Source organism: Paenibacillus sp. EB106-04-04-XG159 (assembly GCF_058791835.1).
On the sequence record NZ_JBYTDY010000004.1, the window covers coordinates 1 to 25,857 of the forward strand.

General features: G+C 45.6%; 27 protein-coding genes. 19 read left to right on the plus strand and 8 right to left on the minus strand.

What is annotated here, in order from left to right:
• Window positions 1-244 precede the first annotated feature (244 nt).
• On the minus strand, window positions 245-1,753 hold the full coding sequence (gene floT, locus AC3WTP_RS05930; RefSeq protein ID WP_492393672.1) for a flotillin lipid rafts scaffold protein FloT: 1,509 nt from the start codon (window positions 1,751-1,753) through the stop codon (window positions 245-247).
• 125 nt (window positions 1,754-1,878) lie between these two features.
• A complete protein-coding gene (locus tag AC3WTP_RS05935) occupies window positions 1,879-2,409 on the minus strand; it encodes an NfeD family membrane protein (RefSeq protein WP_492393673.1) in 531 nt (176 codons plus the stop codon).
• 255 nt (window positions 2,410-2,664) lie between these two features.
• On the opposite strand from AC3WTP_RS05935, the gene AC3WTP_RS05940 reads away from it, so the two are divergent.
• The 7 genes from AC3WTP_RS05940 (at window position 2,665) to AC3WTP_RS05970 (ending at window position 7,396) form a co-directional block, all read left to right on the plus strand.
• Window positions 2,665-2,970, plus strand: coding sequence for a hypothetical protein (locus AC3WTP_RS05940; protein WP_492393674.1), 306 nt, complete (start codon window positions 2,665-2,667; stop codon window positions 2,968-2,970).
• Window positions 2,971-3,006: 36 nt separating this feature from the next.
• Window positions 3,007-3,681 (plus strand): PspA/IM30 family protein, encoded by a 675-nt coding sequence (locus AC3WTP_RS05945; protein ID WP_492393675.1) that lies wholly within the window; start codon window positions 3,007-3,009, stop codon window positions 3,679-3,681.
• Window positions 3,682-3,689: 8 nt separating this feature from the next.
• Window positions 3,690-4,166, plus strand: coding sequence for a PspC domain-containing protein (locus AC3WTP_RS05950; RefSeq protein WP_492393676.1), 477 nt, complete (start codon window positions 3,690-3,692; stop codon window positions 4,164-4,166).
• A gap of 4 nt (window positions 4,167-4,170) precedes the next feature.
• Window positions 4,171-4,848: a PspA/IM30 family protein gene (locus AC3WTP_RS05955; protein ID WP_492393677.1), complete on the plus strand. Its 678-nt coding sequence runs from the start codon at window positions 4,171-4,173 to the stop codon at window positions 4,846-4,848.
• Between the two features lie 145 nt (window positions 4,849-4,993).
• Window positions 4,994-5,635: a cell wall-active antibiotics response protein LiaF gene (gene liaF / locus AC3WTP_RS05960; RefSeq protein WP_492393678.1), complete on the plus strand. Its 642-nt coding sequence runs from the start codon at window positions 4,994-4,996 to the stop codon at window positions 5,633-5,635.
• A 17-nt stretch (window positions 5,636-5,652) separates the two neighbouring features.
• Window positions 5,653-6,762, plus strand: coding sequence for a sensor histidine kinase (locus AC3WTP_RS05965; protein WP_492393679.1), 1,110 nt, complete (start codon window positions 5,653-5,655; stop codon window positions 6,760-6,762).
• Complete coding sequence (locus tag AC3WTP_RS05970) at window positions 6,752-7,396, plus strand: response regulator (protein ID WP_492393959.1); 645 nt, start codon at window positions 6,752-6,754, stop codon at window positions 7,394-7,396. Before AC3WTP_RS05965 ends, AC3WTP_RS05970 begins: the two co-directional genes overlap by 11 nt.
• Before the next feature lie 85 nt (window positions 7,397-7,481).
• On the opposite strand, the gene AC3WTP_RS05975 is transcribed toward AC3WTP_RS05970, so the two are convergent.
• Window positions 7,482-7,826, minus strand: a complete 345-nt coding sequence (locus tag AC3WTP_RS05975) for a hypothetical protein (RefSeq protein ID WP_492393680.1) — start codon at window positions 7,824-7,826, stop codon at window positions 7,482-7,484.
• A gap of 176 nt (window positions 7,827-8,002) precedes the next feature.
• Between AC3WTP_RS05975 and AC3WTP_RS05980 the strand changes: the two genes are divergently transcribed.
• The 5 genes from AC3WTP_RS05980 to AC3WTP_RS06000 all read left to right on the plus strand — a co-directional run bounded on the left by AC3WTP_RS05980 (window position 8,003) and on the right by AC3WTP_RS06000 (window position 14,372).
• The gene (locus AC3WTP_RS05980; RefSeq protein WP_492393960.1) at window positions 8,003-8,779 is read left to right on the plus strand and encodes a YwmB family TATA-box binding protein; all 777 of its coding nucleotides are present in this window, start codon (window positions 8,003-8,005) and stop codon (window positions 8,777-8,779) included.
• 112 nt (window positions 8,780-8,891) lie between these two features.
• Window positions 8,892-10,433 carry a glucose-6-phosphate dehydrogenase gene (zwf, locus tag AC3WTP_RS05985; RefSeq protein ID WP_492393681.1) on the plus strand — a complete coding sequence of 514 codons (1,542 nt, stop codon included), beginning with the start codon at window positions 8,892-8,894 and terminating at the stop codon, window positions 10,431-10,433.
• A 216-nt stretch (window positions 10,434-10,649) separates the two neighbouring features.
• Window positions 10,650-11,123 (plus strand): hypothetical protein, encoded by a 474-nt coding sequence (locus AC3WTP_RS05990; protein WP_492393682.1) that lies wholly within the window; start codon window positions 10,650-10,652, stop codon window positions 11,121-11,123.
• 59 nt (window positions 11,124-11,182) lie between these two features.
• A complete protein-coding gene (locus tag AC3WTP_RS05995) occupies window positions 11,183-12,769 on the plus strand; it encodes a peptide chain release factor 3 (RefSeq protein WP_492393683.1) in 1,587 nt (528 codons plus the stop codon).
• 205 nt (window positions 12,770-12,974) lie between these two features.
• Window positions 12,975-14,372: an MATE family efflux transporter gene (locus tag AC3WTP_RS06000; RefSeq protein WP_492393684.1), complete on the plus strand. Its 1,398-nt coding sequence runs from the start codon at window positions 12,975-12,977 to the stop codon at window positions 14,370-14,372.
• Window positions 14,373-14,436: 64 nt separating this feature from the next.
• Here the strand turns inward: AC3WTP_RS06000 and sspI are convergent, their stop codons facing one another.
• Window positions 14,437-14,670, minus strand: a complete 234-nt coding sequence (gene sspI, locus AC3WTP_RS06005) for a small acid-soluble spore protein SspI (RefSeq protein WP_492393685.1) — start codon at window positions 14,668-14,670, stop codon at window positions 14,437-14,439.
• A gap of 138 nt (window positions 14,671-14,808) precedes the next feature.
• Between sspI and AC3WTP_RS06010 the strand changes: the two genes are divergently transcribed.
• The 3 genes from AC3WTP_RS06010 to AC3WTP_RS06020 all read left to right on the plus strand — a co-directional run bounded on the left by AC3WTP_RS06010 (window position 14,809) and on the right by AC3WTP_RS06020 (window position 18,151).
• On the plus strand, window positions 14,809-15,474 hold the full coding sequence (locus AC3WTP_RS06010; RefSeq protein ID WP_492393686.1) for a potassium channel family protein: 666 nt from the start codon (window positions 14,809-14,811) through the stop codon (window positions 15,472-15,474).
• Window positions 15,471-16,280: a TrmH family RNA methyltransferase gene (locus tag AC3WTP_RS06015; protein WP_492393687.1), complete on the plus strand. Its 810-nt coding sequence runs from the start codon at window positions 15,471-15,473 to the stop codon at window positions 16,278-16,280. The genes AC3WTP_RS06010 and AC3WTP_RS06015 overlap by 4 nt, the downstream gene beginning before the upstream one ends.
• 227 nt (window positions 16,281-16,507) lie before the next feature.
• Window positions 16,508-18,151: an RNA polymerase sigma factor gene (locus AC3WTP_RS06020; protein ID WP_492393688.1), complete on the plus strand. Its 1,644-nt coding sequence runs from the start codon at window positions 16,508-16,510 to the stop codon at window positions 18,149-18,151.
• A gap of 50 nt (window positions 18,152-18,201) precedes the next feature.
• Here AC3WTP_RS06020 and AC3WTP_RS06025 read toward each other — a convergent pair whose 3' ends face one another.
• From AC3WTP_RS06025 to AC3WTP_RS06040, 4 genes are all read right to left on the minus strand, one after another.
• Entirely contained in the window at window positions 18,202-18,468 is a 267-nt protein-coding gene (locus AC3WTP_RS06025) for a hypothetical protein (RefSeq protein ID WP_492393689.1), read from the minus strand.
• Between the two features lie 341 nt (window positions 18,469-18,809).
• On the minus strand, window positions 18,810-19,841 hold the full coding sequence (locus AC3WTP_RS06030; protein ID WP_492393690.1) for a YhfM domain-containing protein: 1,032 nt from the start codon (window positions 19,839-19,841) through the stop codon (window positions 18,810-18,812).
• A 193-nt stretch (window positions 19,842-20,034) separates the two neighbouring features.
• The gene (locus AC3WTP_RS06035) at window positions 20,035-20,496 is read right to left on the minus strand and encodes an NUDIX hydrolase (RefSeq protein WP_492393691.1); all 462 of its coding nucleotides are present in this window, start codon (window positions 20,494-20,496) and stop codon (window positions 20,035-20,037) included.
• Window positions 20,497-20,577: 81 nt separating this feature from the next.
• Entirely contained in the window at window positions 20,578-21,564 is a 987-nt protein-coding gene (locus tag AC3WTP_RS06040; protein ID WP_492393692.1) for a phosphotransferase enzyme family protein, read from the minus strand.
• 261 nt (window positions 21,565-21,825) lie between these two features.
• On the opposite strand from AC3WTP_RS06040, the gene AC3WTP_RS06045 reads away from it, so the two are divergent.
• From AC3WTP_RS06045 to AC3WTP_RS06060, 4 genes are all read left to right on the plus strand, one after another.
• On the plus strand, window positions 21,826-22,452 hold the full coding sequence (locus AC3WTP_RS06045; protein ID WP_492393961.1) for a pyridoxamine 5'-phosphate oxidase family protein: 627 nt from the start codon (window positions 21,826-21,828) through the stop codon (window positions 22,450-22,452).
• Window positions 22,453-22,526: 74 nt separating this feature from the next.
• On the plus strand, window positions 22,527-23,654 hold the full coding sequence (locus AC3WTP_RS06050; RefSeq protein ID WP_492393693.1) for a glycerate kinase family protein: 1,128 nt from the start codon (window positions 22,527-22,529) through the stop codon (window positions 23,652-23,654).
• A gap of 211 nt (window positions 23,655-23,865) precedes the next feature.
• The gene (locus AC3WTP_RS06055) at window positions 23,866-25,290 is read left to right on the plus strand and encodes a right-handed parallel beta-helix repeat-containing protein (RefSeq protein ID WP_492393694.1); all 1,425 of its coding nucleotides are present in this window, start codon (window positions 23,866-23,868) and stop codon (window positions 25,288-25,290) included.
• The gene (locus AC3WTP_RS06060; RefSeq protein ID WP_492393695.1) at window positions 25,290-25,856 is read left to right on the plus strand and encodes a nitrous oxide reductase accessory protein NosL; all 567 of its coding nucleotides are present in this window, start codon (window positions 25,290-25,292) and stop codon (window positions 25,854-25,856) included. Before AC3WTP_RS06055 ends, AC3WTP_RS06060 begins: the two co-directional genes overlap by 1 nt.
• Window position 25,857 lies beyond the last annotated feature (1 nt).

Here is a 25,857-nt window from a genome sequence, read left to right on the forward strand (position 1 = left end):
TGTGGCGGAATGGCAGACGCGCGCGACTCAAAATCGTGAGGGAAACCGTGGAGGTTCGAGTCCTCTCACCGGCACCACTTATTACAGATAAGTATTTCACAGTCAGTCGACTGATGGAGTGCTTTTTTTTTTGTTGCAGCAGCATATCAGATGCCTTATTTATGAGCTGTATAAAATGCCCCTATTGGACAATAGTCGATGACTAATCCAATAGGGGCACAGTATTAATAATGAGTGCTTGAGCTTATTCTTGCGTAGGAGTCATTGCATCAGCAGCAATGACAGTCTTAGGCTCAACTGGCGCTGGTTTCGGCTCTGTTAAGTTCTGAATCATATCTACAATGTCAAGACCGGATACTTGTTTAATCATCTGAGGTGCTGTCGCCATCAATTGGGTTACATAATTGCTGATTCGATTAGCCCCTTCACCATTGCCGGTATCTACCACAGTTATATTATCAATCGATTTGAGCGGCTCTGCGATCTTAGATGCCAGCTCTGGAAGCATCTTAACGACGATATCAAGAACCGCAGCCTCTCCGAATACATTAAATGCTTCAGCAAGCTTCTGCTTCGCTTCCGCTTCCGCAATACCGCGCAAGCGGATAATATCCGCGTCTGCCGTACCACGAGCGCGATCAGCATCGGCAATCGCAAAGCCTTCGAGACGCTTCTGTTCAGCCAACGCTTTCGCTTCAGCTTCGATACGATACTGCAAGGCATCAGCTTCTAGCACTTTCCGTGATTTTTCAGCTTCAGCCGATTGAACTACTGCATAACGCTCAGCATCGGCTTTCTTCTTCACTTCGGAATCGTACTGTTTCTCACGACGCAGAATTTCTTTTGTTTCGAGATCAATCTCACGTTCCTTACGAACCAATTCAACTCGCATCTGCTCTTCGACCACACTCTGCTTGGAGCGCGCTTCTTGAATGTGATAAGCCTGGTCAGCTTCTGCTCGAGCCATATCTTGTTCACGTTTGAATGATGCGACCTTCAGTTCCTTATCCTTGCTGGCTTCGGCCACATTCGTGTCACGCAGCAATTCTGCTTTCTGACCTTCTTCTTCAGCCTTCGCCTTCTGAATTCGAGAGTCACGAACTGCTTCCGCTTCAGCAATGTCTGCGTCACGCTTAACTGCTGCGATCCGAGGTTTACCGAGAGCGTCGAGATATCCATGCTTATCGCGTACATCCTTGATCGTAAAGGAGACGATCTGCAGACCCATCTTCTTCAGATCCTTCGCAGCAATAGCTTGAACCTCTTGCGCGAAACGGTCTCGGTTGCGGTACATTTCCTCGACGGTCATAGAACCCAGGATTGAACGCAAGTGACCTTCCAATACTTCTTGAGCCTCTGACTTCAAGCCCTCTGTAGGCTTGCCAAGGAATTGCTCCGCTGCAGTAGCGATGTCCTCTACAGTACCACCAATCTTAATAATGGCTACTGCATCTGTCATGACAGGTACGCCTTGTTCGGTATAAACCTCTGGGGTCATAACATCCAACTTGTGCGACAATAGAGATAAGAACTGTGATTGCTGGAATATCGGCACGATAAATGCGCCGCCGCCGCGAACGATCTTCATTTTACGGCCTGATTCGTCTGTTGAAACATTTTTCGTACCTAGATATGTACCTGTTACGATCATGGCCTCATCAGGGCTAACCGTCTTGTAGCGTGCCCAGAAGGCAAGGCCAAGCACGACGATTACCCCTACAACGATGAGTGGAATAATCAAAAAATCTTGCATAGCATGACACTCCCATCATATAAAGTTTCAGAATGCGATAGACATTCTGGCTAAAACCATATTTACATATAGCGTATCATCCGTGCGAAAAGTTTGATTATGTGTGCAGCCATGGTGTGGATTCATTAGGACAATACATCGGTTTCAAGCGGTGAGACATAGACTGTGTTATCTTTCGCTTCTACTATAACAACACGTGTGTCCCGCGGGATATCAATTCCATCCCAGGATGCGGCTATATGATTCGTATTGCCGATCCCAATTCTGATGATCACCTCTCCGTAGCCTTTGGCCGGAATAGGGATGCTGACTTCGCCTATAGTGCCTTCAAGGTCTCGCATAGAGTATCCTACTGAGTTTTCTCGATTCTCCATTGGCTTTATATATAGAAAGAAGACACCAATAGAAACTACGATTGCAATCAGAATCGCTATTGCGATGATCCAGCCTGCGGCAAGTGCCGTGTATCGAGTCAGCAGGATGCCGGCAGCTCCGATTGATGTTAATCCGCTAACGAGCACTGTTGGGTTGAAGAAGGGGAGGTCAGTCTCGCCGAACAAGACTTCGATCGAATGCTCGATGACGTCGCTGAATATGAGGGTGACTAAGGCATATAGGATGCCGAATATAATCAGCCCCCAGTACAAGGTTTCCATAGCATCACTCCTGGTTGACAGGCTCCATCGTGAAGCAATCGAGACGACTGCTATGCAATGGGCTTATATGGAATTGTATACGTAACATGGAAGGCATTGGTTTCGTGAAGTGTAAGGATGTGTTCTGGCTGCGGTCTGTCTCGTTCCCCGACTTCGGTCTAGGTACAAAAACCGTCCGGAGCCTGTTTTGATGAAACGACAAACAGCCTAAAATAAAGACATAAGCAAACGATATCGAAAGGTGGTGACGGTACGATGCAAAGGAAAGGAAATACACTGGCATTACTACTTATCGGATTAGGCGCTTTCATCCTTTTGAGCAAGATGAGCTTTCTGCTCGGCGGATTGATGGGATATCTTATACCAATCGCGATTATAGCACTGGGCTACTATGGTGTAAAGGCTGGAAATTCATTCTTCGGCTGGGTGTTCATCATCATAGGTGCCATTTCACTGATCGGCAAGTTCTCTTGGTTGATCGGAATTATCATCGGGATAGGGTTAGTTGTATGGGGTATAGCGCTGCTAACACATAAAGGAAATAAGCGATATCGCTATTGAGTGAAATGAATGATGGGTTAAGGAGGTTAACGATGCATGAGTAATAATATTATAAGACGCGTTCGTGACATCACAGTTGCTACCTTGAACGAACACCTGGAAAAGTCAGAAGATCCTGTTCGCTTGATCGATCAGTTCCTGATGCAAACTCAGCAGGAGATTGGCGAAGCAGAGCGTTTGTATCAGCAGTATGTGATGCACGCTAACCAGATGAAGCAGCAATTGAAGCAAGCGATTGAATTGCGCGACCGTCGGGAGCAGCAAGCGATGGTTGCCCTTAAAGCAAACGAAGAATATGCAGCTAAGCTGGCTCTTCAAGAGAAATTAATGCACGAGGAAAAGGCGAAGAATTACGGAGAGCTGTACGATAAGAGCAAGCAAGCGATTCTTGAATTGGAAGAGCAAATTCACACGCTGAAGAGCGAGTTCCAAACGGTATATGACAAGCGTCAGATGTACATCGCCCGCATGCAAACATTGCGTCTGCAGCAGCGCATGAATGAACGCGCTGGATTCTACGGTGGGCAGCAGGTAGATAATATGTTCCGACGTCTAGACGACCGTGTAACGGACATGGAGTGGGAATCTCAGAGTTTACGAGATGTTCGCCGTATGAACGAAGGAAGTTACCGCTCGTCCTATGAGAAGGAATCCCAACTGCAGCAAGAGATGGAGCGCTTGAAGCAGAAGTTGAACCGACCTAAGGAGTGAGGTAACGCATGAATAAGAAATTGTATCGCTCTACACGCGATTCTAAGCTTACCGGTTTATGTGCCGGTATCGCAGATTGGTTGAATATTGATGCTACATTAGTTCGGATCCTGTTCGTCATTGGTGTCGTCTTCTCTGGATTCACACTATTGATCGCTTACTTCATCATCGCTTTGGTAGTTCCGAAGGAGCCGCGTTCACCATATGGACCAATGAACTATTATGGTGGTCAAGGATATTATGATCCGAACAGAAATAATTCGAACGGGTATGGACCAAACGGATATAATCCCAATAGCTACAATGGCTATAACCAAGACCGTGATCAGCACCGTAATCGTGACTACTACTCTAAAGAGTACAACCAGTCGAACAATCAAACCTCATCGATTGATTCCATGATGGATGATATCGAGAAGAAGGCTATGAAGAATGAAATCCAACAACTTCGCGAAAAGCTCGCGAAACTCGAGAAAGGGGAATAATAAAATGGGAGTATTCAAACGAATTAAAGATATGACAAAGGCATCGATGCATGACATGCTTGATAAAGTGGAGAACCCAGTTGTTATGTTGAACCAATATCTGCGCGACATGGAGGCTGAAATCCACGAGGCAGAGGTTACAGTCGCGAAGCAAATGGCAAATGAGCGCCGCATGAAGCAGCGCTACGACGAAGCAATCCGCATGGGTGCTGAGCGTGAAGCACAAGCAGAGCGCGCAATTGTTGCAGGACATGAAGAGATGGCTCGCAAATTGCTGGAAGAGAAATTGTACTTCGATCAAAAGATTCAAGAGTATGGCGATCTCCATGCTCAAGCGCATGCACAAGCTCAAGAGCTGATGCAGCAAATGCACTCGATGAAGGATGAATTCTACAAGCTGCGCAACAAGCGCAATGAACTGGTAGCTCGTGCTCAAATGGCTGAGGCTCGCAAGCAAATGTCTTCCATCAGTACGGTCCATACCATCGAAAGCGGCGGCGCATCCCGTGGCTTCCACCGTATGGAAGAGAAGATCATGCAGATGGAGGCAGAAGCAGAAGTTATGCGTGTTCCTTATTCTGCAGGCATGACAACTTATCAGCCGCCAGTTGATGTAGAGAAGCAGCTTAAAGTAGAAGAGCAGCTTGCTGCTATGAAGCAAAAGCTTGGCAAAACGGAATAAACTATTGGGGAATCCGATCGAATTATGGTATTCTTATCAATAAGGCATGCGGCGATGCGACTAGCATCGCCGCTGTTGCATCTATATCATAAACGCTTGAACTTACATCTATGAAAGTTGACAGACAGGGAGGTGCGGCTAAGATATGAATAACCGAATACTTGCCTATGTACTCATCGCGATTGGGCTATTGATCATAATTAGCAAATGGCTAACCTTCGGGACAATCGTCGCGCTGATCATGATCGTGTTAGGTATTCGTAAAGTTCAAGAGGCGGAAGGTAAGCTTGGATATATCTTGATAGGAGTCGGCGCATCGATAATCCTGCTTGAGCACCTTGCCTTATTTATCGGCCTCTTCATATTGTCCTTAGTGTTCTTCTATTATCGTTCGCAAAAGATTCAGAAGGATCAGCATGTGATGAAGCGGCACAGCCTCACAACCATGCTGAAGTGGGACCGCGAGCCGTACCAATTATCCTCACAAAGCTTATGGCATATCGTAGGGGAGAGTGATATTGACTTATCGCTGGCTATTCTTGGAGAGAAAGAGACGTCTCTGCTATTCCAAGGCGTGCTGGGAGATATGGATATTATGATTCCAGATGATGTAGGAGTTGAGATAGAAGCAACCGTTCTATTTGGACAGATTGATCTTGGTCTTGAACGAGAAACAGGCTTCTTCAATCGATGGAAGTGGCGTTCTCCTAATTATGATTCTGCCGACCAGCGAGTCAAACTGAATTTATCCTATATCGTAGGAGATATAGATATAAGACTGCATTGATAAAGGAGACGAACCGGATGAATTCGAAGAAACCTGCGAATATGGTGTTGCGTACAATTGGAGAGTCCATGTTGCTGGCATTCGTACTCTTCTTTGCCATTTCCTATATGCTGCAGTCTTCGGGATTTGTGCAGCCGTATGAAACATGGAGAGAAGGTGTATGGGCGACACTGTCGACACTTATTGTCGTCGGTTTCATTGCTCTGCTGTTCGGTTTCATTCAAGGCTACCGAATGAAGCGTAGAATTGAAGTCTTGCGCGAATCGATGCTGCTCTTGGAGAAGGGGAATCTGTCCCGACCGATGCCGGATATCGGCAATGATGAGCTTGGACAGCTTGCTGAACAATTGGAGCGAGTAAGCAAGCGTTGGGAAGAGCAAGTAACTTCCCTGCAGCGCTTGTCCACTAACAATGCACAATTAGCGGAGCAAGCACGTGTAACCGCGATCATTGAAGAGCGGCAACGATTGGCGCGAGAACTGCACGATGCCGTCAGCCAGCAGCTATTTGCGATATCGATGACAGCTACAGCTGTTAAGCGAACGTTGGGTCGCGACTTTGATCGAGCTGAACGGCAGGTCGAGCTGATTGAAGAGATGGCCTCCGTCGCGCAGTCTGAGATGAGGGCGCTGCTGCTGCATCTGCGTCCAGTTCATCTGGAAGGAAAGGGACTGGTACAAGGATTGCGTGAACTTGTGCAAGAGCTGCAAACCAAAGTTCCGATTGAGATTCATTGTGAGGTAGATGAGGAGATTCATCTATTGAAGGGTGTAGAGAACCACTTGTTCCGTATCGTACAAGAAGCGCTGTCCAATGCTCTTCGCCATTCGAAGGCGGAACGAATGGAGATTAAGCTTCAGAACCGTAATGATTCGGTGCGGCTTATGATTCGAGATAATGGGGTTGGCTTTAACTGGGATGTTCAGAAGCAAGCCAGTTATGGTCTGCGTACAATGCAAGAGCGCGTGAATGAAATTGGAGGCTCTATTCAGATCATCACTGCGCCTGATAAAGGAACACGTATCGAAATCCGGGTACCGCTAGTGAAAAATGATTCGATGTGGGGGGAGGATGAAGTTGGAGATGGGATCAATGGAGATGGATCTGAGTCTGGAGATGGAAAATGAGATAAAGGTGCTGCTCGTCGATGATCACGAGATGGTGCGTATCGGTTTGGCTGCTGTGCTGAGCACTGAGGATGGTATCGAGGTGATTGGAGAAGCAAGCAATGGAGAAGATGGTATCCGACTTGCACAGGAGTATAAGCCGGATGTCGTATTGATGGATCTGGTCATGGATGGTATGGACGGTATCGAGTCGACGCGCAAGCTGCTGCAATTGTATCCGGACTGCAAAGTCATCGTACTAACCAGTTACTTGGATGATGAGAAGATGTATCCGGTCATTGAAGCGGGGGCGTTCAGCTATCTGTTGAAAACATCTCGCGCGACAGAAATTGCCGATGCGATCCGTGCCGCGGCAAGAGGACAATCGGTATTGGAATCTCAGGTTGCCTCTAAGATGATGAATCGCTTTAGACAACCTAAGCCGGCACAGGCGGCGCACGAGCAATTGACAGAACGTGAGATGGATGTCTTGCGGCTGCTGGCTCAGGGCAAATCGAATCAAGATATCGCGGATGATCTGTTTATCGGTATTAAGACAGTCAAGTTCCATGTCACCAATATATTGGCTAAGCTTGGTGTAGAAGACCGCACTCAAGCGGCGATATATGCTTACAGGAACGGATTAAGTAAATAAACAAGAAACGACAACCCGGCAACTGGTCGCACAGTTTGCCGGGTTGTGTCGTATAAGGGGAAGTTGTATCGGGGAAGCAGGATAATTAAAAAAAGTACAGAAAGAGTAAATCGACTTGACCCAGATCCAACCCGATTGGCGAGCCGTAAAAAGAAGCGCCGAATGTATCGTCACGACCTTCTGGTCCCAATGCAGATATGGATTTCGCTGCTGAAGTCTTCTTCGAACGCTTGCCTTTTTTCTTCTTTGAAGAGTTAGGAGCACTTGATTCTTGCTGTACAGAATTCTTTTCTCCACCATTGAGAAACAATCTCCCGTTTTGGAACGCGCTCAAAGTTCCGTAATGTCTTGTACCATCCATCATGACGACGCAAACATCGCTTCCGAAACATTGTGAAATGTAATCTTCATGCAAGGGGATATTAATCATGGGAATACCTCCTTCTCTGAATATATCTGACAGCAGTGTATTCGCCGAGGGGCGGGAGTGTATAGTCAGAAACCTATAGTAGGACATTAAGGAAAGGCCTAAATTGTCATCAGGATTAAGCCGGCATAATACGTAGAGCTTGGAACCTATTGAAATGAATGGGGGAAGAAGACGTGATGCTGCAATGGAATAAGGGAGCAATATCAGCAGGCTTATGCCTGATCATGCTGGCCTGTATCGGTGGAGGGGCATACTGGAATAAAACATACTCCACCGAAAGTGTTGACCATAATAAGAAGCAAGAGCACTTGTCTGAGCGAGTTAACATGCTCCGGGTACTAGCTGATCTAACGAAAGGAAGCAGGCTTCATACGCAAGTGATGCTGCAGGGGAATTTCCCTGCTGATGGAGCAACATGGAAGTCTGAGCGTGAACGCTGGCATGAAGCCGCTGCAATAAGTGCGCCGCTGCAAGCAGTTCAGGAGCGTGGGAGAGAAGTGTATCGAGCATCCTATCAAATGTTAGGCTTGACGGCAGATGTTCTGCTCTTTCATGAGCGTACAGGACGCGGTTACTACGTCATAACTGTGAAAGGTCAAGAAGAAGGCGGACTGCGCCAGGCCGCTGCTGAAGTGGAAAGACTGGAGACAGCCCTCTATGACGCTGGCTATGTGTCTAGTTGGAATGCTACCGTACAGACGGAGGTTGATGCTGACCGCTTAGAGGCATGGAAGCGAGTGGAGGCAGCTGTGAAGGAATGGGGCCAGGCAGTACCACTTGATCGCTATGAGGATGATCGAACGATCAGCGTATCATTTGAAACAGATTACATGGGTGATGGCATCATGATGAATGGGAAGCGGGCTAATTTGCAGGTCGCGGTTCATGAGAATACCGACATGCATAAGACGCGAGTTTCATTTGGCACACCGCTCATCGCGGGTGAGTACTAGCATCCATTTTGACGGCAAAGATGGAAACTCGCTCCGTTTTATGCTAAAATGTCATCAAATTCGAAATAAAAATTGTGGTATATTAACGAAAACCTAGAGATGATGGAGAGAGATGACTGTTATGCAAAATCAAGATTCCATACTGGCCGAAGGTGCCGTCTTTTTTATATTTGGCGCTACTGGAGATTTAGCGCGGCGTAAGCTATTCCCAGCAATCTATAGCTTATACCGTGAAGGAAAGCTCGGCGAACGTTTTGCTGTCATTGGTTTGGCGCGTCGTCCTCGGAATAACGATGAATTCCGTCAAGATGTTCAAGCGTCGATTAATGAGTTCTGTCGTTATAAGATTCAAGATGATCATGAGTGGAATCAATTTGCGAAGCATTTTGAATATAAACCCCTCGACATCAATAATGTTGACGGATTCCGCGAGCTCAAGCTTCAAACGGAACAGATCGAAAGAGAGTTCAGCATTCCTGGTAATCGATTGTTCTATATGGCGCTGGCTCCTGAACTGTTTGGCAGTGTATCACATAACTTGCGTGCAGGCGGCATGCTGGAAACACCAGGCTGGGCGCGTCTCGTTATTGAGAAGCCATTCGGCTACGACCTGGAGTCTGCGAAGAAATTGAATAAAGAACTCCGTTCTGTATTTGATGAGGAGCAGATTTATCGTATTGACCACTATCTCGGTAAAGAGATGGTTCAGAATATTGAAGTGATTCGATTCGCGAATGCATTCTTCGAGCCTTTGTGGAACAATAAGCATATCGCGAACATCCAGATTTCACTATCGGAAACAGTAGGTGTAGAAGAACGCGGAGGCTACTACGATCATGCGGGCGCTTTGCGCGATATGGCACAGAACCATATGCTGCAGATGCTGACGATGATTGCGATGGAGCCGCCGAGCCGTCTGCATCCTGAAGATATTCGTGATGAGAAGGTAAAGGTGCTTCGTTCCTTGCGTCAATTCCAGACACAAGAGGATGTACACGAGAATGTGGTGCGCGGTCAATACGCGGCTGGCGCAGCTAATGGCAAGGAACTCCCAGGCTACCGTGAAGAAGACAAGGTGAACCCGGCTTCTGTAACGGAAACGTACTTTGCTGCTCGCGTATTCGTGGACAATTTCCGCTGGGCAGGTGTTCCGTTCTACATTCGTACAGGCAAGCGTCTGCCAGTGAAGACGACAGAAGTGGTTGTTGAATTCAAGAGCATGCCGTCCAATGTATATCTGGGACAGAAGCATAAGCTTGAACCGAATCTGCTCGTTATTCGAGTTAACCCTAGTGAAGGGATCTATGTGCGAATCAACGGCAAGACGCCAGGATCAGAAGGCGGCATTCAACCGCTTGCCATGGACTTCTGCCAAAGCTGTGTAGTCGGTATCAATACACCGGAAGCGTATGAACGCTTGATCTTTGATGCGGCTCGCGGGGATTCTACATACTTTACACGCTGGGATGAAGTGTCGGCGGCTTGGTCATTCGTAGACAAGATCGCAGAGGTATGGCGTGATAGCAGCGAGGGGCTGAATATGTACCCAGCTGGATCATGGGGACCAGAGCGCGCGAATGAGCTGCTTGAGAAGGACGGATTCCATTGGTGGCCGGTAAACGGTCAGGAAGAAGATACTGTCGTGTGGAAATAAGCGTCTAACGCAGTCCTGAGCGTTCTATATGCTTAACCTATATAAGAGGCTGTTCCATTGTAGTGGAGCAGCCTCTTTATCATATAGGGTCAATCTGTAAGGCTCCCGGTTGTCCATGTGAGGATGTTATTACAGGAGTGGTCATGTGATTACTGTAGTTGTGGTATACTGCTGATTAGATGGAATTGACATGCAACTGTGATGAGGAAGGGATAGATGATGATGACACGTGTACGACTTTCGCAAAATAGCGCGGTGTATCTGGAGCATGCGAGACACTTAGGTTATAGTGACGACCAACTGCTTCAGTGGATCGAGCATAATAATATGACGACCCTTCAAGAAGCAGATGATGAGTACTTTCATTATGCGGATTGGGTTAGCTACGCGCAGGAACATGGCGAGGATCTAAAGAAGGCTGTTCAAGAAGGCTATCAGATGACTTTTAACACCGTTTACGGCTTAAAGAGATGGCTGAAAGAACGATTCAGTTTCACTGATGGTGAAGATTATACCTCAGAAGAAGGACGTATGGATGGAATGCTGTTAAGCGGTCTAGATATCACGTTATTGAAGCAGACGATTGCAAGCAACTGGGTAGTTGTTGAGAATGCGGCTGAAGGAGATTCGAATAAGCAGGCTGTGTCGCTCGTGATGCGCGCTATATTCGATGCAAATTCCCGTTTATGACGATCCTCAATTGTGTTACAATTGACCTTATGTGATTTTGAGATGAGAGGATTAATATCATGAGCAAATCGTTAACAGACCTATTAGTTGAAGAGGTCGATAAGCGCCGCACGTTCGCGATCATTTCTCACCCGGATGCTGGTAAGACGACGCTTACGGAGAAGCTGCTGCTATTCGGAGGAGCCATCCGACTTGCCGGTACGGTAAAGGCGAGAAAGGCTAGTAAGCACGCAACAAGTGACTGGATGGAAATTGAGAAGCAGCGGGGTATCTCCGTTACGTCTTCCGTGATGCAGTTTGATTATAACGGGCATCGCATTAATATTTTGGATACGCCAGGTCACCAAGACTTCAGTGAAGATACGTATCGGACGTTAACAGCGGCTGATGCTGCTGTCATGTTGATTGACGTAGCTAAAGGTGTCGAGGCACAGACGATTAAGCTGTTCCAGGTATGCGCGAAGCGGGGCATTCCGATCTTTACATTCATCAATAAGCTCGACCGTGAAGGTCGCAGCCCGTTTGATCTGATGGAAGAGATCGAGCAAGTGCTCGGTATTCGTTCGGTGCCGATGAACTGGCCAATCGGTATGGGCCGCGAGCTGTGCGGCGTATACGACCGCATGAAGAATCAAGTGGAGCTCTTCCAAGGAGATGACCACTCGACGATCAAGGTACAGAAGGTAGAAGATTATCATGATCCAGAAATTCGCAAGATGGCGGGCGATTATTTGCACGATCAGCTGTGCGAAGAGCTTGAACTGCTGGATGTTGCCGGTGATGAGTTCGATTATGAGAAAGTAAAGCGCGGCGAACTGACGCCCGTATTTTTCGGATCGGCGATCAACAACTTCGGGCTGCAGACATTCCTGGAAAACTTCCTTCAGCTGGCTCCTAAACCAGCTTCACGTCAGGCGACGGAAGGTGTTATCGAGCCAACGGACGAGAAATTCTCAGGCTATGTGTTCAAGATTCAAGCGAATATGAACCCTGCTCACCGTGACCGGATCGCGTTCCTGCGTATATGCTCCGGGAAGTTTGAGCGTGGTATGAGTGTTCGACATGTGCGTGCCGGTAAGGATATTAAGCTGTCACAGCCGCAGCAGTTTCTAGCGCAAGACCGTGATATCGTGGATGAAGCGTACCCAGGCGATATTATCGGCTTATTCGATCCAGGCATATTCCGTATCGGAGACAGCTTGAGCCAAGGGATGGAAGTGCACTTTGATGAATTGCCGACGTTCTCGCCAGAAATATTCGCGCGTGTAACCGTGAAGAATGCGTTGAAGCATAAGCAGTATCAGAAGGGTGTGGACCAGCTTACAGAGGAAGGTACGATTCAAGTATTCCGCAATGCGGGAGTGTTTGATGAAACCATTCTTGGTGTGGTCGGCCAGCTCCAATTCGAGGTGTTTGAACACCGCATGAAGGCGGAATACGGCGTTGATGTGTTGCTTCAGCGCTTATCGTTCCAATTCGCGCGATGGGTTGTCGGACCGGACATCGACCCTTCCAAGTTCCGTATCAATTCGCAGCTCGTGAAGGATAGGCACGACAATTATGTTGCTCTGTTTGAAAATGAATATGCGATGCGCACCGCGATGGGTAAGATGCCGGAAGTTAAGTTTTTAGAGACAGCTCCTTAAGCCTATAGGCAACCAATCGATAGTTATTATTAATACAGCCGACTACGGCAGCTACTGCAACGATCAGGATAGAGACGTTGTGATGCTGCCGCAGTCGGTTTTGTTGCGTATGACGGGTCTCACATACATATCTCAATATTTGATATTTAATTAACTCGGAAGAAACCATATCCATGGTATGGAATACTGATAAAGAAGTGATGATGTGCTTCAAACCGTATCAGCTTCAATAAAAAAGAAAACCGTGTCGCTGCTCGAAAAGTATTTTACAGGCGATTCCATTGATTACAAACAGATTATTGCCATCATTTTGCCGCTGCTGGTGGACCAGGCCTTCATCATTATTATGAGCCTGCTTAATACCGCCATGATTAGCTCATCCGGTGTGGCAGCCGTTAGCGCAGTTAGTATGGTGGACTCGTTGAATATATTTTTAATCAATGTATTCATTGCAATTGCTACAGGCGGGACCGTCATCGTCGCACAGTACAAAGGCAGCGGAAATCAGAAGATGGTGTCTAATGCTGCTGCACAGGCCATATCTGCAGTTACTGTAATATCTGTGATTATTAGTGCTCTCGTTATCGTACTGCACACGCCTATACTGAACCTGCTGTTTGGTCAAGCGGATGCTGAAGTATTTGGATTGGCGAAAATGTTTCTAATTGGCAGCTGCGTATCGTATCCGTTTATTGCGATATTTCAAGCGGTGAGCGGGGTGCTCCGAGGCGTAGCGGATACGAAGGCCTGTCTAGGTCTCTCGTTAATATTGAATCTGACCTATCTGATCTTAAATATTGTGTTTATTACACTGTTGGATATGGGCGTGATCGGTCTTATCATTTCGATGCTGACGTCTCGGTTGTTGGGCATGATCTGTGCTATCGTTTACCTGTTGAAGTACAATCATTCCCTTCGCTTTCAGCTCAAAAATGCGCTTAAGATTGATATGCAGCTCCAGAGAAAGATTATGTTTATCGGCATACCGTTTGCTGCTGAACAAATGTTCTTTAACGGCGGCAAGCTGTTAACGCAGACGTTCATCGTCCAATTAGGCACGATGGCGTTGACGATTAATGCGATCGGTAATTCGATAACGCTGGTGTTCCAGATTGGAGCGAATGCGTTGAGCCTGGCAGTTATCACCGTAGTCGGCCAGTGCATCGGACAGCGAAATGTGAAGGATGCGAGGAAATTTATTAAGTCATTTTTGGGGTTGTCGTCGCTCTCATTTGTAGTGGCTGGGGCAATTCTGTTCCCGATGTTTCCGTTTATCGTGCGATTGTTCTCTCCGCCTGAAGAGATCATACCGACTATCTTCGCCATTACGTTAATGACAGGACTGGCTCAGCCGTTTCTATGGTCCATCAGCTTTATTACGCCCTCTGCCCTGCGCGCTGCAGGGGACTCGAAGTTTACATCCATCGTTTCTCTAATGACAATGTGGATGTTCAGAGTAATTGTCGGATACATCTTAGGCATAACGTTAGGGTTTGGCATTATTGGCGTATGGGTGGCTATGATCGCAGAATGGGCTGTGCGAGGATCCATCTTTCTGTATCGCTTCAAGGGTGACAAGTGGCATAAGCATCAATTAATATGATGGATTGAATGAACAATAAGGAAGACGCGGAGTTAAGCGCTCTGCGTCTTCCTGTATGCTTCGATTATGAAGTGGGTGACTGTGCTTTAGCTTTAAGCTGCTGCTGAACCATATCAATATAATGCTTCTGTTGTTCTGCATCGCTGTTCTTCCAGATCAGCTCAAACAATACGCCCAGACCTGGAAGCGCGGCCTCTTCCCCATCGATAGAACCAACAATCATTTCACGTATGTCTTCGTCGGATTTGTTAGATACTTTCTGTATGACGGCTTGCCGCAAATTGAGTAATACGCCCATTGTCAACCTCCTGCATCGGTAATCGCCCTTAGCGTTTCCAAACTAATTGCGAAGCATGCACTGTAAAATGGAACAGCGAATATCGCTTGTGTTATAATAAATCTAATTATGTATTGGTAACGGGAGGGAGTTGGGACCATGGCCAAAAAGCAGTATGCCATCATAGGGATGGGACGTTTCGGTTCCAGTATTGCCCGGAGCCTTAGCAAGCTCGGCTTCGAGGTACTGGCTATAGATTCAAGTGAACAACGAATTCAAGATGTTGCGAATATAGTTACACATGCGGTATCAGCTGATTGCACAGATGAAGATGCCTTGAAGGCGCTCGGTGTGCGTAATTTTGATGTCGTGGTAGTTGCGATCGGACAAGATATTCAGGCGAGTATCTTAACGACTCTGATCCTTAAGGATCTGGGCGTGCCAATGATTGTAGCAAAGGCACAGAATGAGCTTCACGGTAAAGTATTAAGCAAGATCGGTGCGGATAAGGTTGTATTCCCTGAGCGGGATATGGGTACTCGTGTTGCACACAATCTGATCTCGCCTAACATCTTGGATTATATTGAGCTGTCGGATAACCATAGTATAGTTGAAATGCGCGCAGCTGGCCCGATGGTCGGCAAGAGCTTAATCGAGCTGGACATTCGCGCCAAATTCGGCTGCAACGTTATGGCGATCAAGAACAACGGCGATATCGATATCTCGCCGAAACCGAATAGTCCGCTAAGTGAAGGGGATATTCTCGTTATCGTTGGTCAGAATAACGATCTGAAGAAGATGGAGTTGGCATATTCAATAGTATGAGTTATAAACCTTCGGTTATTACATCGGTTAATAATATACGAGTTAAGCAATGGGCTCAGCTGCAGGAGCGCAAGCATCGCAATCGCGAAGGGCGCTTTATCGCGGAAGGAGTTCACCTTGTGCAGGAAGCGCTTCGTTCAGGGGCAGGCGTAGAGTGCGTCGTGTTTCATGATGAGAAAGGGATTCCTGCTGAACTGACGGATCTGCTGCATGCTTCGGATGAGATTGAATGGGTAGCAGTGACGGATGCCATTATTAAGAAATGCACGGAGACGGAGACACCGCAGCCGGTATTTGCTGTTGTGAAGAAGTCTTCTTCGGATTGGAGAAGCGTGCTCGAGGATCGCAGCGCCCTCGTGGTAGCGGTAGACGGAGTACAAGATCCGGGGAATCTGGGGACGATCATCCGTACGGCCGACGCGGTCGGAGCTACAGGCGTCGTGCTTGGCAAAGGCACAGTAGACGTGTATAACAGCAAGACCGTTCGCTCGACGATGGGCTCCTTATTCCACTTACCTGTTGTGGAAGGCGATCTGAACGAGCTGCTGGCTGAGGCCAAGCGTCACGGTGCACGTGTCGTGAGCACAAGCCTGCAAGCTGAAGATACGTGCTATAGCCATTCTTTCCGCGAACCGACCTGGCTCGTGGTCGGCAACGAAGGCCAAGGCGTGTCCGCCGAGATTCAGGCGCTCGTGGACGCATCGGTTATTATTCCGATGCGCGGGCAAGCGGAATCGCTGAATGTGGCGATGGCGACCTCGGTGCTGCTGTATGAGGCGATGAGGCAGCGGTATTATTCGAAGTAGAGTTGTCTTAGACTGAGAACTAAATTATTGTCCTTAGACTTGCTATAGACTGGAAGATGATCGGGGAGCGCCCTGTTTGTCTTCCAGTCTTATTATTAGGCACTTTTTCTAAAGTCTCCACAAATGAGTTGTAGTCAAACTTTTTTTTCTCCTAACCATGTCTAATCTGTGCCGACTATATATATGAAATCATTCGCGAATGAGATCACAAAAGATGGGTGTATAAAATGAGAGCAGAAGAGGCAATCCAATACCTGGATAACAAAGAGTTTCTGGAGGCATTGTTTGGCTATGCCTATAAGCGCTGCAGCAGTTCGCATGAAGCTGAGGATTTGTGCTCCGATATTATTGTAGCGCTGCTAAAGAGCATTCGTAGGCAAACCGACATTCACTATTTCTACGGTTTTGCCTGGACTATTGCCCATAGAGCGTATGCCGATTTCAGTGAGAGGCGGAAGCGGCGCAGCAACCAAACCGCTATGGCTGCATTTACGGACAACCAACTGAACAATCAGATCGATCCTATTGGTGAGTTTATCAATAGCGATCATGATGCGAACGCAATCCGTCGAATCAAACGTGAAATCGCCTTCTTATCTAAGATGTATCGTGACGTTATGATCATGTATTATCTGGATGAGATGAAAACATCGGATATCGCTCAAGCTCTTGGCATTCTCGAAACAACTGTTAAACAGCGGTTATTTTCTGCCCGCAATACGATCCGAAAAGAGGTAGAGAAAATGGACAGCACTAACTTAACGTTAAAGCCTATTAAAATTGTTTTTGTAGGAACTGGAAGCCCTGTAGGAAACGATCCTCGTGTCAAAGCGGAAAGATTGTTCTCACAAAATCTAGTTTATCTATGTAAAGACGCTGCTCGTAGTCCCAAAGAACTCTCCGACTTGCTTCATGTCCCAATGCCTTTTGTCGAAGAAGAGTTAGAAATTCAATGTCGAGGCGAGAACGGTCGATACGGGCTGTTGAAAAAGCTGGATAACAACAAGTACATCTCCAATTTCATTATGCTAGACGCTGCAGACTTTAGTGATATTGATAAGGTCTACAGCCAATACACGAGTGAATTGATCACAAAAGTAGAGGAATATCTAAGCCATAATAAACAGAGAATTCTCGACTTCCCATTCCTCAGTGACCAATCTGATGTGCAATTTATAGCCTGGACGTTAATATCCCGCATGATTTGGGCTTTCGAGAATAAGATCAAGCAAAGATTAACTGAAAAATATTTTGCGGATATTGAAATTTGTCAAAGAGAGTTCTATACATTTGGATTTGCTGTCAAAGAAAATGACAAGTTCGAATTAGGGTTTTACGGTTGTGATGGCATTGGTGCTTTCCATATTGGCGGCTATCGTAGAATTTCGGCTTTTAACATTTACGGGCATCGAATCCAGAAACATTTTAGATGCGGACATAATATTTCAACGGATCCCCTTATGCTAATGACGATAAACGCAATTGGCGGTTTGGATGTGAACACGCTTAAAGAGGAAAAGAAAGAAGTTGCAGCAAAGGCGATAGAAGTAGGGTATTTGAAGAAGGAAGCGACGAAGCTTTACCCGAAAATTCTTGTCATTGACGCAGAGGATGAAGAGGCATTTTATGCATTATCTACTGATTTCGCAGAAGATATCGATGATCTGATAGAACCTATGGTGGATGCAATACATGGTTTCATTCATAAATACGTGCCACGACACCTCATCTCTGAATATCATCAATTTGTTCTTCAGACCACAGTTGGATTAATTAATGATACGATTGAAAAATGTATTGAAAATGATGTGCTGTATTCTCCTACGAGCCCAAACTGCGCAGAAGGCACTTGGATGATCGTCCAGAAGTAAGTCTACACCACCGCCTTGCTCTGCTCGACAGGCGGTGGTTATTTGTACTTCTAGACAAAATCGAAAACAAATACACCCAATAATACAACCAAGAGAGATGCACAAAATCCTGCTATTTTGATGGGGTGAGTGATCTTATATTCATGGAAAGGAGTGATTCTTCTTACAATTTCCCCAAATAATATGGTACCTAAAAGGAAACCAACTACCTTGAATAACCCGTTATCCAGATTTAGAATATGATTCATGAACAGTAACCATAAAAATCCTATAAATGCATATAAAATAATGGATAATGCGAGTTCTTTGTATTTCATCATTTACCTCCTCTATGACTGATATATCTAAAGCATACCTTAAAATGGTATTAATTGGAACAAAAATGGGTGTCCCTTAGTTCAATTAACCTATTAGTTTAGCAATGAAAGCTGTGAGTCGAAGTTTGGTGTTCGAGTTGAATAGATAAGATAAAGAATGAGACTAACCCCATAAATAAAAAAGCGGTAGCTCTGGACGATAAAAATAAAGTCCTAAACTGCCGCTTTAATTATTGTACTATCGTATTCGATAGATTAACGGTTACTTATATCTTGTTATTTTCTGACAAGGTAACCAATAGCCTTTTTGGCGTCGGCATCAACAAAAACACGTATTGGTCCTAGAATCTCATCGTTTGTTTCGAAAGATACTTTATAAAGACGAGCGACTTTGGGTGCTTTCCTCCACCTTTTACAACTGGCATATCCTCTACCTTTGCGGTTTCAACTTTCGCAGTTTTCCAATCGATATCCACTTCTTTCTTGTTATGGTCAGAAAGACTGTTCCATGCGGCTTCTTGCACTGCCTGCAGGTCATCGGTCGTTGGATTCGTATTGATTGGCCGATTTACAGAAACATCCACATCTATAAGACGCGCGTTCTCGTTAATAATTTTTTTCAACTCAACTGTTGATTCTTTTGTGAGTGTATAGCCGGTATGAGTTTCTTTCACGTCCATGATCATGCCGCGCTCACTTTTTTCGCCAAGCCATATGTGAAAGGCGTGCTTCTTGTCTTCCAGAGTAATAACTATGTCATAATCAGGAGTAGTCGTGTCTAGAATTCCATGAATTTTTTCTGCCGTTTTTATGGCACGAATGAATTTCTCAATAGTCTCTTTATCCGTATATTCAACCATTACAGTGGGGTTTACTGAACCATGAACCTGGGACTTCGCGATGGTTATCTCATAGATATCTTTTTCTTCTAATTTACCGGCGTACTTTTCAATTTCAAGTTCCTTCTCAGCCAATTGAAACAAGTTTAGCAAATCTTTTTTTGAAGCATCCGGTAGCCGATAGTGTCCATTTTGTCCCGATTTAATAAATAAACCGGTGTTGCTTCCAATGATCCAGAATGAGAATTTATGGCTTGATCCATCTTTCATTTCCACTGTGGACCCGTAATCTGGGGCTGCGATATCGAGTTGTGCCGTGGTATATTCTGCAGCTGAAATTGCTTGAACGAATCGTTCAAATGACGAAGTTTCTGTAAATTTGACAGATTGGTTTCCATCTTCCTTTAGCATGATGGAAACGATTTTTCTTTCATCCATCTGACCTAGCCCATCTTTAACCTCGGTTCCCGCGCTTTCACATCCAACTAGTCCAATCAAGATACAAGTGACGGTAAATATAAGAAGTCTCTTCATATGTTCCCCCCTTTTTCATTCTAACTTTCTGACCTTTAAAATGGGGAAAAGGTTGCAATTGGGGGCAATCCAATGTTTTCGTTACTGCTTGCTGTTCGTTGAAAATAAAGTTTTAGACTAGAGAAACAGCGGCAGCCCTAGACTGCCGCTGTAATGATTCAACTAACGTACCCGATAGCTCAACAAAAGTATGTTATTTTACTATAAAACTGTTAATAAAGTCTCTAATAATAGGCTTATGACTCTTTGCAAGATTTTCAGGGATTTCATTTAAATCAATGAACTCGAAATCTAATGATTCTGAACGGTTAACAATCAATTCCCCTTCGACATGCTCTGCATAGAAAGCAGTGACAACAACATAGAATTCATCACCATTCGGTTGCTTAATGTAATGATCTTGACCTGAGTAGACATTAATAAGTTTTAAATTGTCGATAGATAAGTTGGTTTCCTCTTTAATTTCTCTTTTTGCAGTTTCCTCAACTGATTCTCCTAATTCCATTAATCCACCAGGTATTGCCCATGAACCTACAGGATATTTTCTTTTTTGGAGCAGAATTTGATTACATTCGTTCTTTAATATTACGACTGACCCCACAAAAATTAAAGGTCTGGTTCCGACAGTAGCCCTGAGCTCTTCAACATATCCCAATTACATCTCCTCCTATTGAAAAAACCTCCTGATAATCTTTCTTCACCCAGGCTATGCTATCCTGCCCGTTCAATGAGTTAACTACATTTGAATCTCACAGCCGTCAAAAGAGCGGCCATTTTCGATTAAATGTACAGCCTTAGCAATTGCGCTTTTCTGAAAGTCATTGAACTTACTTTCATCGCCATCCCAACTATGGAGCCACCAGAAGAATGAACACACATTTCTATAATCCATAAACATGGGAATCTGTTGAATCCAATAATGATCAAGGTGATTATGTTTGAAGTATCCTTCAAGGAAATCATTCAGAAATGTTAGAGCAAATTCGTTTTTGGATTCTCGATCATCTTTCGGTGATCCCCACCAAACGGCATGTGTCGCCGCAATTGCAATGTCCAGTGAAAACCAACCATATATACTGTCGTCAAAATCAAATACCGTAATCATATTCTCGTCGATATGGAAATTATAGAGATGTAAATCATTATGGATCAATCCATACGAATTTCCTTCGCGAGGAAGGGAATCGATTCTGTTTTCGAGGGATCTTAATTTCTCGAGCAGTACAAAATACTTGCCTTGTTGGAGATGCGGGTTCTCTATGTTCTTTCTGCTCCAGTCATCTCTTTTTGCAACTCCATCTGAGGGTTTATAGCATTTAGAGAGCAGGTGCATCCTCCCCATGGTTTCTCCCCACTGTTTATATATAGCTGACCCCCACAAAAGTGGATCATCTTTGTCAAAAAACCTCCCTGGTGCCATAGTAAAGGCTGTTGCAATAAAGCACTTTTCATTCTCTTCATAGACAGCAGTTAATTGGTTATCAATAGTCCTTAATGGCAGTGATGCACGCACCCCGTTCTGTACCAAGTATCCCACCCAGTCAACTTCTGCTCTTATTTTTTCTGCATAGGCAAGAGGCTTTTCAGATAATCGTAAGATGAAGCTTTCATTATTCTTGGTAAAACGATATACCTCATTAGTTGAGTTGCAAATAAACAGAAGTGTGTTTGCATCAAATTCAAACGATACTGCAGCTCTGGACAAAATCTCTGGAGTTACCATGCTAGAACCTCCACATTCAGTGTCTCCCGGCCGGGTACAAACCACTTTACCTGAAATCACCAAAAAGTTATAGACTTATCTTGTTCTCTGAAATAAACTATTAATTGAGTGCGAGGTTATTTTTATTTTTCCTTCGATAATACAACAAGAGGCTGCCGAACTTCTCGGCAGCCTTTCGCATATGTCTCTATTCTTTTAGGTGATAACAAAGTAGTGGTTATATTACACTTTTTATTGGAAGGGTGATAGGTTTTGAATGAGATAAATCCCAGCCAGTTTATAAACACTGAAGCAGAACTTCGTTCACTTTTAGGATTTCCGAGTGAGCTTGTCCAACACAAGGTAATTTCCCAACTTGATCATAATTGCCGAGACTTTATTTCAAAATCACCATTTGTAATGTTGTCAACTTCTGATTCTTTAGGTAATTGTGATGCTTCCCCTAGAGGAGATAAGCCTGGCTTCGTTCATGTCGTTGATCATAAACATTTAGTCATTCCCGAACGACCCGGAAATAAAAGAATCGACTCCTTACGCAACATTTTATCTAATCCACAGATAGGTCTACTTTTCTTAATTCCTGGACTAGGTGAAACATTAAGAGTAAATGGCCGTGCGTTTATTACCAAAGACGAAGATTTGTTAAGTATAATGGCAGTCAATAACCGAGTTCCTATTGTAGGTATCATTGTTGAAGTAGTGGAGTGTTACTTGCATTGTGCCAAAGCTTTTCACCGTTCGCAGCTATGGGAGTCGGATTCTTGGCTTAGTGTGGATAAGTTGCCATCTGCTCCAAAAATATTATCAGAACACGCAAAACTTGATGGTATGTCAGCTGATATTATTGCTGATCGCTTAAGTGAAGGATACAGAACGAAACTATACTAACAAGCCTTATAGCAAAGAAGCGTTGAGCGAGGTTCAAGCTGAAGAGATCATTGAAAGAGAGGTACTAACGATTAGTGAACATTATAATCGCACCGGACTCGTTTAAAGGAAGCTTGTCTGCTCAGAAAGTGGGCTTTGCCATTGAAAGAGGGATCAAACGATTTAATCCTGATAGCGCTACTGCTGTTATACCGATGGCGGATGGCGGAGAAGGCACGATGGATTGCTTAATTGCAGCCACAAATGGACGTTATGTCGCGGCAGTCGTGAAGAATCCCCTCGGAATAGACATCGAGGCGGGCTTTGGCATATTGGGGGACGGCGTAACTTGCATCATTGAACTCGCGATGTCATCCGGATTGTATCTGATTGATGAGGCTCAACGCAATCTCATGGTTACGACAACCTATGGATTCGGGCAGCTCATTCTAGTGGCTCTTGATCAAGGTTGCCGCAGGTTTATTCTTGGACTGGGAGGCAGTGCCACGAATGATGGCGGAGCGGGCATGCTGCAAGCGCTTGGAGTCGAGCTTCTTGATGAACACAACCAGCCAATAGGCTATGGCGGCGGGGAGCTTAGCAAGATTGCATCGATACGCTTAGATCATATAGACAACCGTATTCAGGACAGCCAGTTCATCATCGCATGCGACGTCGATAATCCTCTGATCGGACCAAGCGGCGCTTCAGCTGTATTCGGTCCGCAGAAGGGTGCAACGAGCAAGATGGTGCATCAGTTGGATCACAACTTGAAGCACTTTGCAGACATGATTGAACAAGTGAACGGCATGGCGATACATCATATTCCGGGTACAGGCGCAGCTGGCGGGCTAGCCGGTGGAATACTGGCTTTTATGAATGGGCAATTAGAGTCGGGTGTGTCGATTGTCAGTCGATTGACCGGATTGGAAGACGCGGTGCGACATGCGGATCTTGTCATTACAGGAGAAGGCCGAGTCGATGGTCAGACACTGAGAGGCAAGACACCAGCAGGTGTTGCGCAGATCGCTAAACGGTATCAAGTGCCTGTTATCGTGCTGGCAGGCTCGATTGGAGAGGGATATGAAGGCTTGCATGAGCAAGGAGTGCTGGCTGTCATGAGTATTGTGAACCGACCTATGAAGCTGGAAGAAGCGATGGAAGCGGCAGAGCTGCTGCTGGAACAGGCTGCTGAGCAGATCATTCGCATTTATTCACACTAGGAAGCATTGGTAAGTCTGCAGCAAACATAGGAATGAGGAATAGAGGGACAGGCGATTGGATGCCTGTCTCTCTTTGCGATGCAAGGTAATATGTGACAAATGTCATAAATCTGCCACACACCAGAGCTCCGCCTAGCTCGAAAGAGTCATACGGGACGCCTAGAGACAGGACTATAATGGAAACGGTGGTATATCTTGCACCAAAGGGGGAGTGAGGTACATCAGCACAACTGGACTCAAGAAGCAGAATCGACCTCAGACTGCTGCCCGTTGGTTCCTTCATATGCTTATGTGCTTGAGTGTCATCATCGGATTAACAGCCGTTTGGCTAGGGAATAGCTCACTTGCAAGTGCTGAAGACGATGTAATCAGCAGGAATGCCAGTGAAGTGCAGGAGCTGGTTGATGCTGCGCGACAGGGTGAGACGGTGGTTATTCCGGCGGGGGTATACGAAGGTACTCTAACGATCGATAAGCCGATCTTCCTGGTGGCGGAGGGGGAAGTTCAGCTGCTCAACGTTGCTGACAAGCCTGCGGTAACTATAACGGCAGACCGTGCTTCTATTCGTGGGCTGAGCATAACTCAGAAGGCGGATCGGGAGATTCCAGCACTGCTGCTCTCGGCTGATGAGGTACTGCTGCAGGAGCTCAATATTGAGACGAGCGGGTACGGAATTATGCTGCGTGATGCGGATCGTAACGAAATTACAGACACACGAGTTAAGTGGGTAAACGCCAAGAAGGGTACTCGAGTGAAGATGTCGGATAAGCGCAATGGTATTGATCTGTACAATTCACATCACAATGTCATCTCGAATAATCAGATCTCCCGCTTAAATGACGGCATCTATCTTGAAAGAAGTAACGATACGGTTGTGAACAGCAATACCATCCAATACTCGCGCTACGGTATTCATTGTATGTACACGGATCGCACGCATATTAACAACAATGAGGGTTCCTACAATATTACCGGCGCTATGGTGATGATCGCTCAAGAAGTTGAACTTTCGGGTAATACGTTTTATAAGCAGAACGAGAGCGTCATGTCACAGGGGATATTGCTGTTTGAAGTGAAGAGCAGTAAGATCCATGACAACCGCATAGAGGGCAATCGAATCGGCATCTACATGGAGCAGTCGAAGATGAACGAGTTATCCAGCAATGAAGTGCACAAGAACTTTGTAGGGATCCAGCTTATTTCATCTGCTGACAACCGCCTGCATGCCAATCAATTTGTTGCGAATGTGATTGATGCGGAAGCGATGGACAGTGATCAGAATGAACTGTCGGGCAACTACTGGGATGCATTCCGCGGCATTGACACCGATGGCGACGGATATAGCAACACAGCATATGTGATTAACCCGTTCTTCAGTCGATTAACCGCGGCTCAGCCTGCCTATCAATTGTTCTTTCAATCACTAGGCATGCAATTTTTAGAGAGTATGTTCACAGCAGATCAAGATAACTGGACTAGTGATAAGGCGCCGCTAATGAAGCCTGCCGATCAAACAGGACAGACCGTTGATCCTGCAAGCGGAGGGTCGAGTAGTAATACGATACTGGCTTACATCAGTCTAAGTCTGCTAATAAGTTCAATGATGATCATGTTCATATCGAGGAGGAAGCGTTAATGAAGAAGAAATTATTTGTATTAGCTATGGTCATAATCATTATCGGGGTAATGAATGGTTGTGGAAAAGACAAGTATGCAGCAGTAGCCATACATGAAGATACAGACAAATGTACCGTATGCAGTATGCAGGTGAAGGATGATGCCTTCGCTGTACAGCTTACAACGACAGATGGCAAGACGATGAAGTTCGATGATATCGGCTGTATGCATAAATGGACGCAGGAGCACGGAGATGCAGCCATCGGCGCTGAGTATGTTCGTGATTATAACAGCAAGGATTGGGTACCATTCGCAAATGCTTCGTATGTATACGACGCATCCTTTAAAACACCAATGGCATATGGTATCTATTCTTTCAAGGATGAGGCTTCTGCCCAAGCTTATGTGGACGAGCACAAGGTCGGCAAATTGATGAAGGCAGAGGAGCTTAACTCTCACAGCTGGGAACGCAATAAGGACACGATGATGCACCACAAAGGCAAGGAATCCGGTCATGAGGATGATAAGCACGATAAATCTGAAAAGAGCGACGATATGCACGGCGACGATAAGGACAAGAAATAAG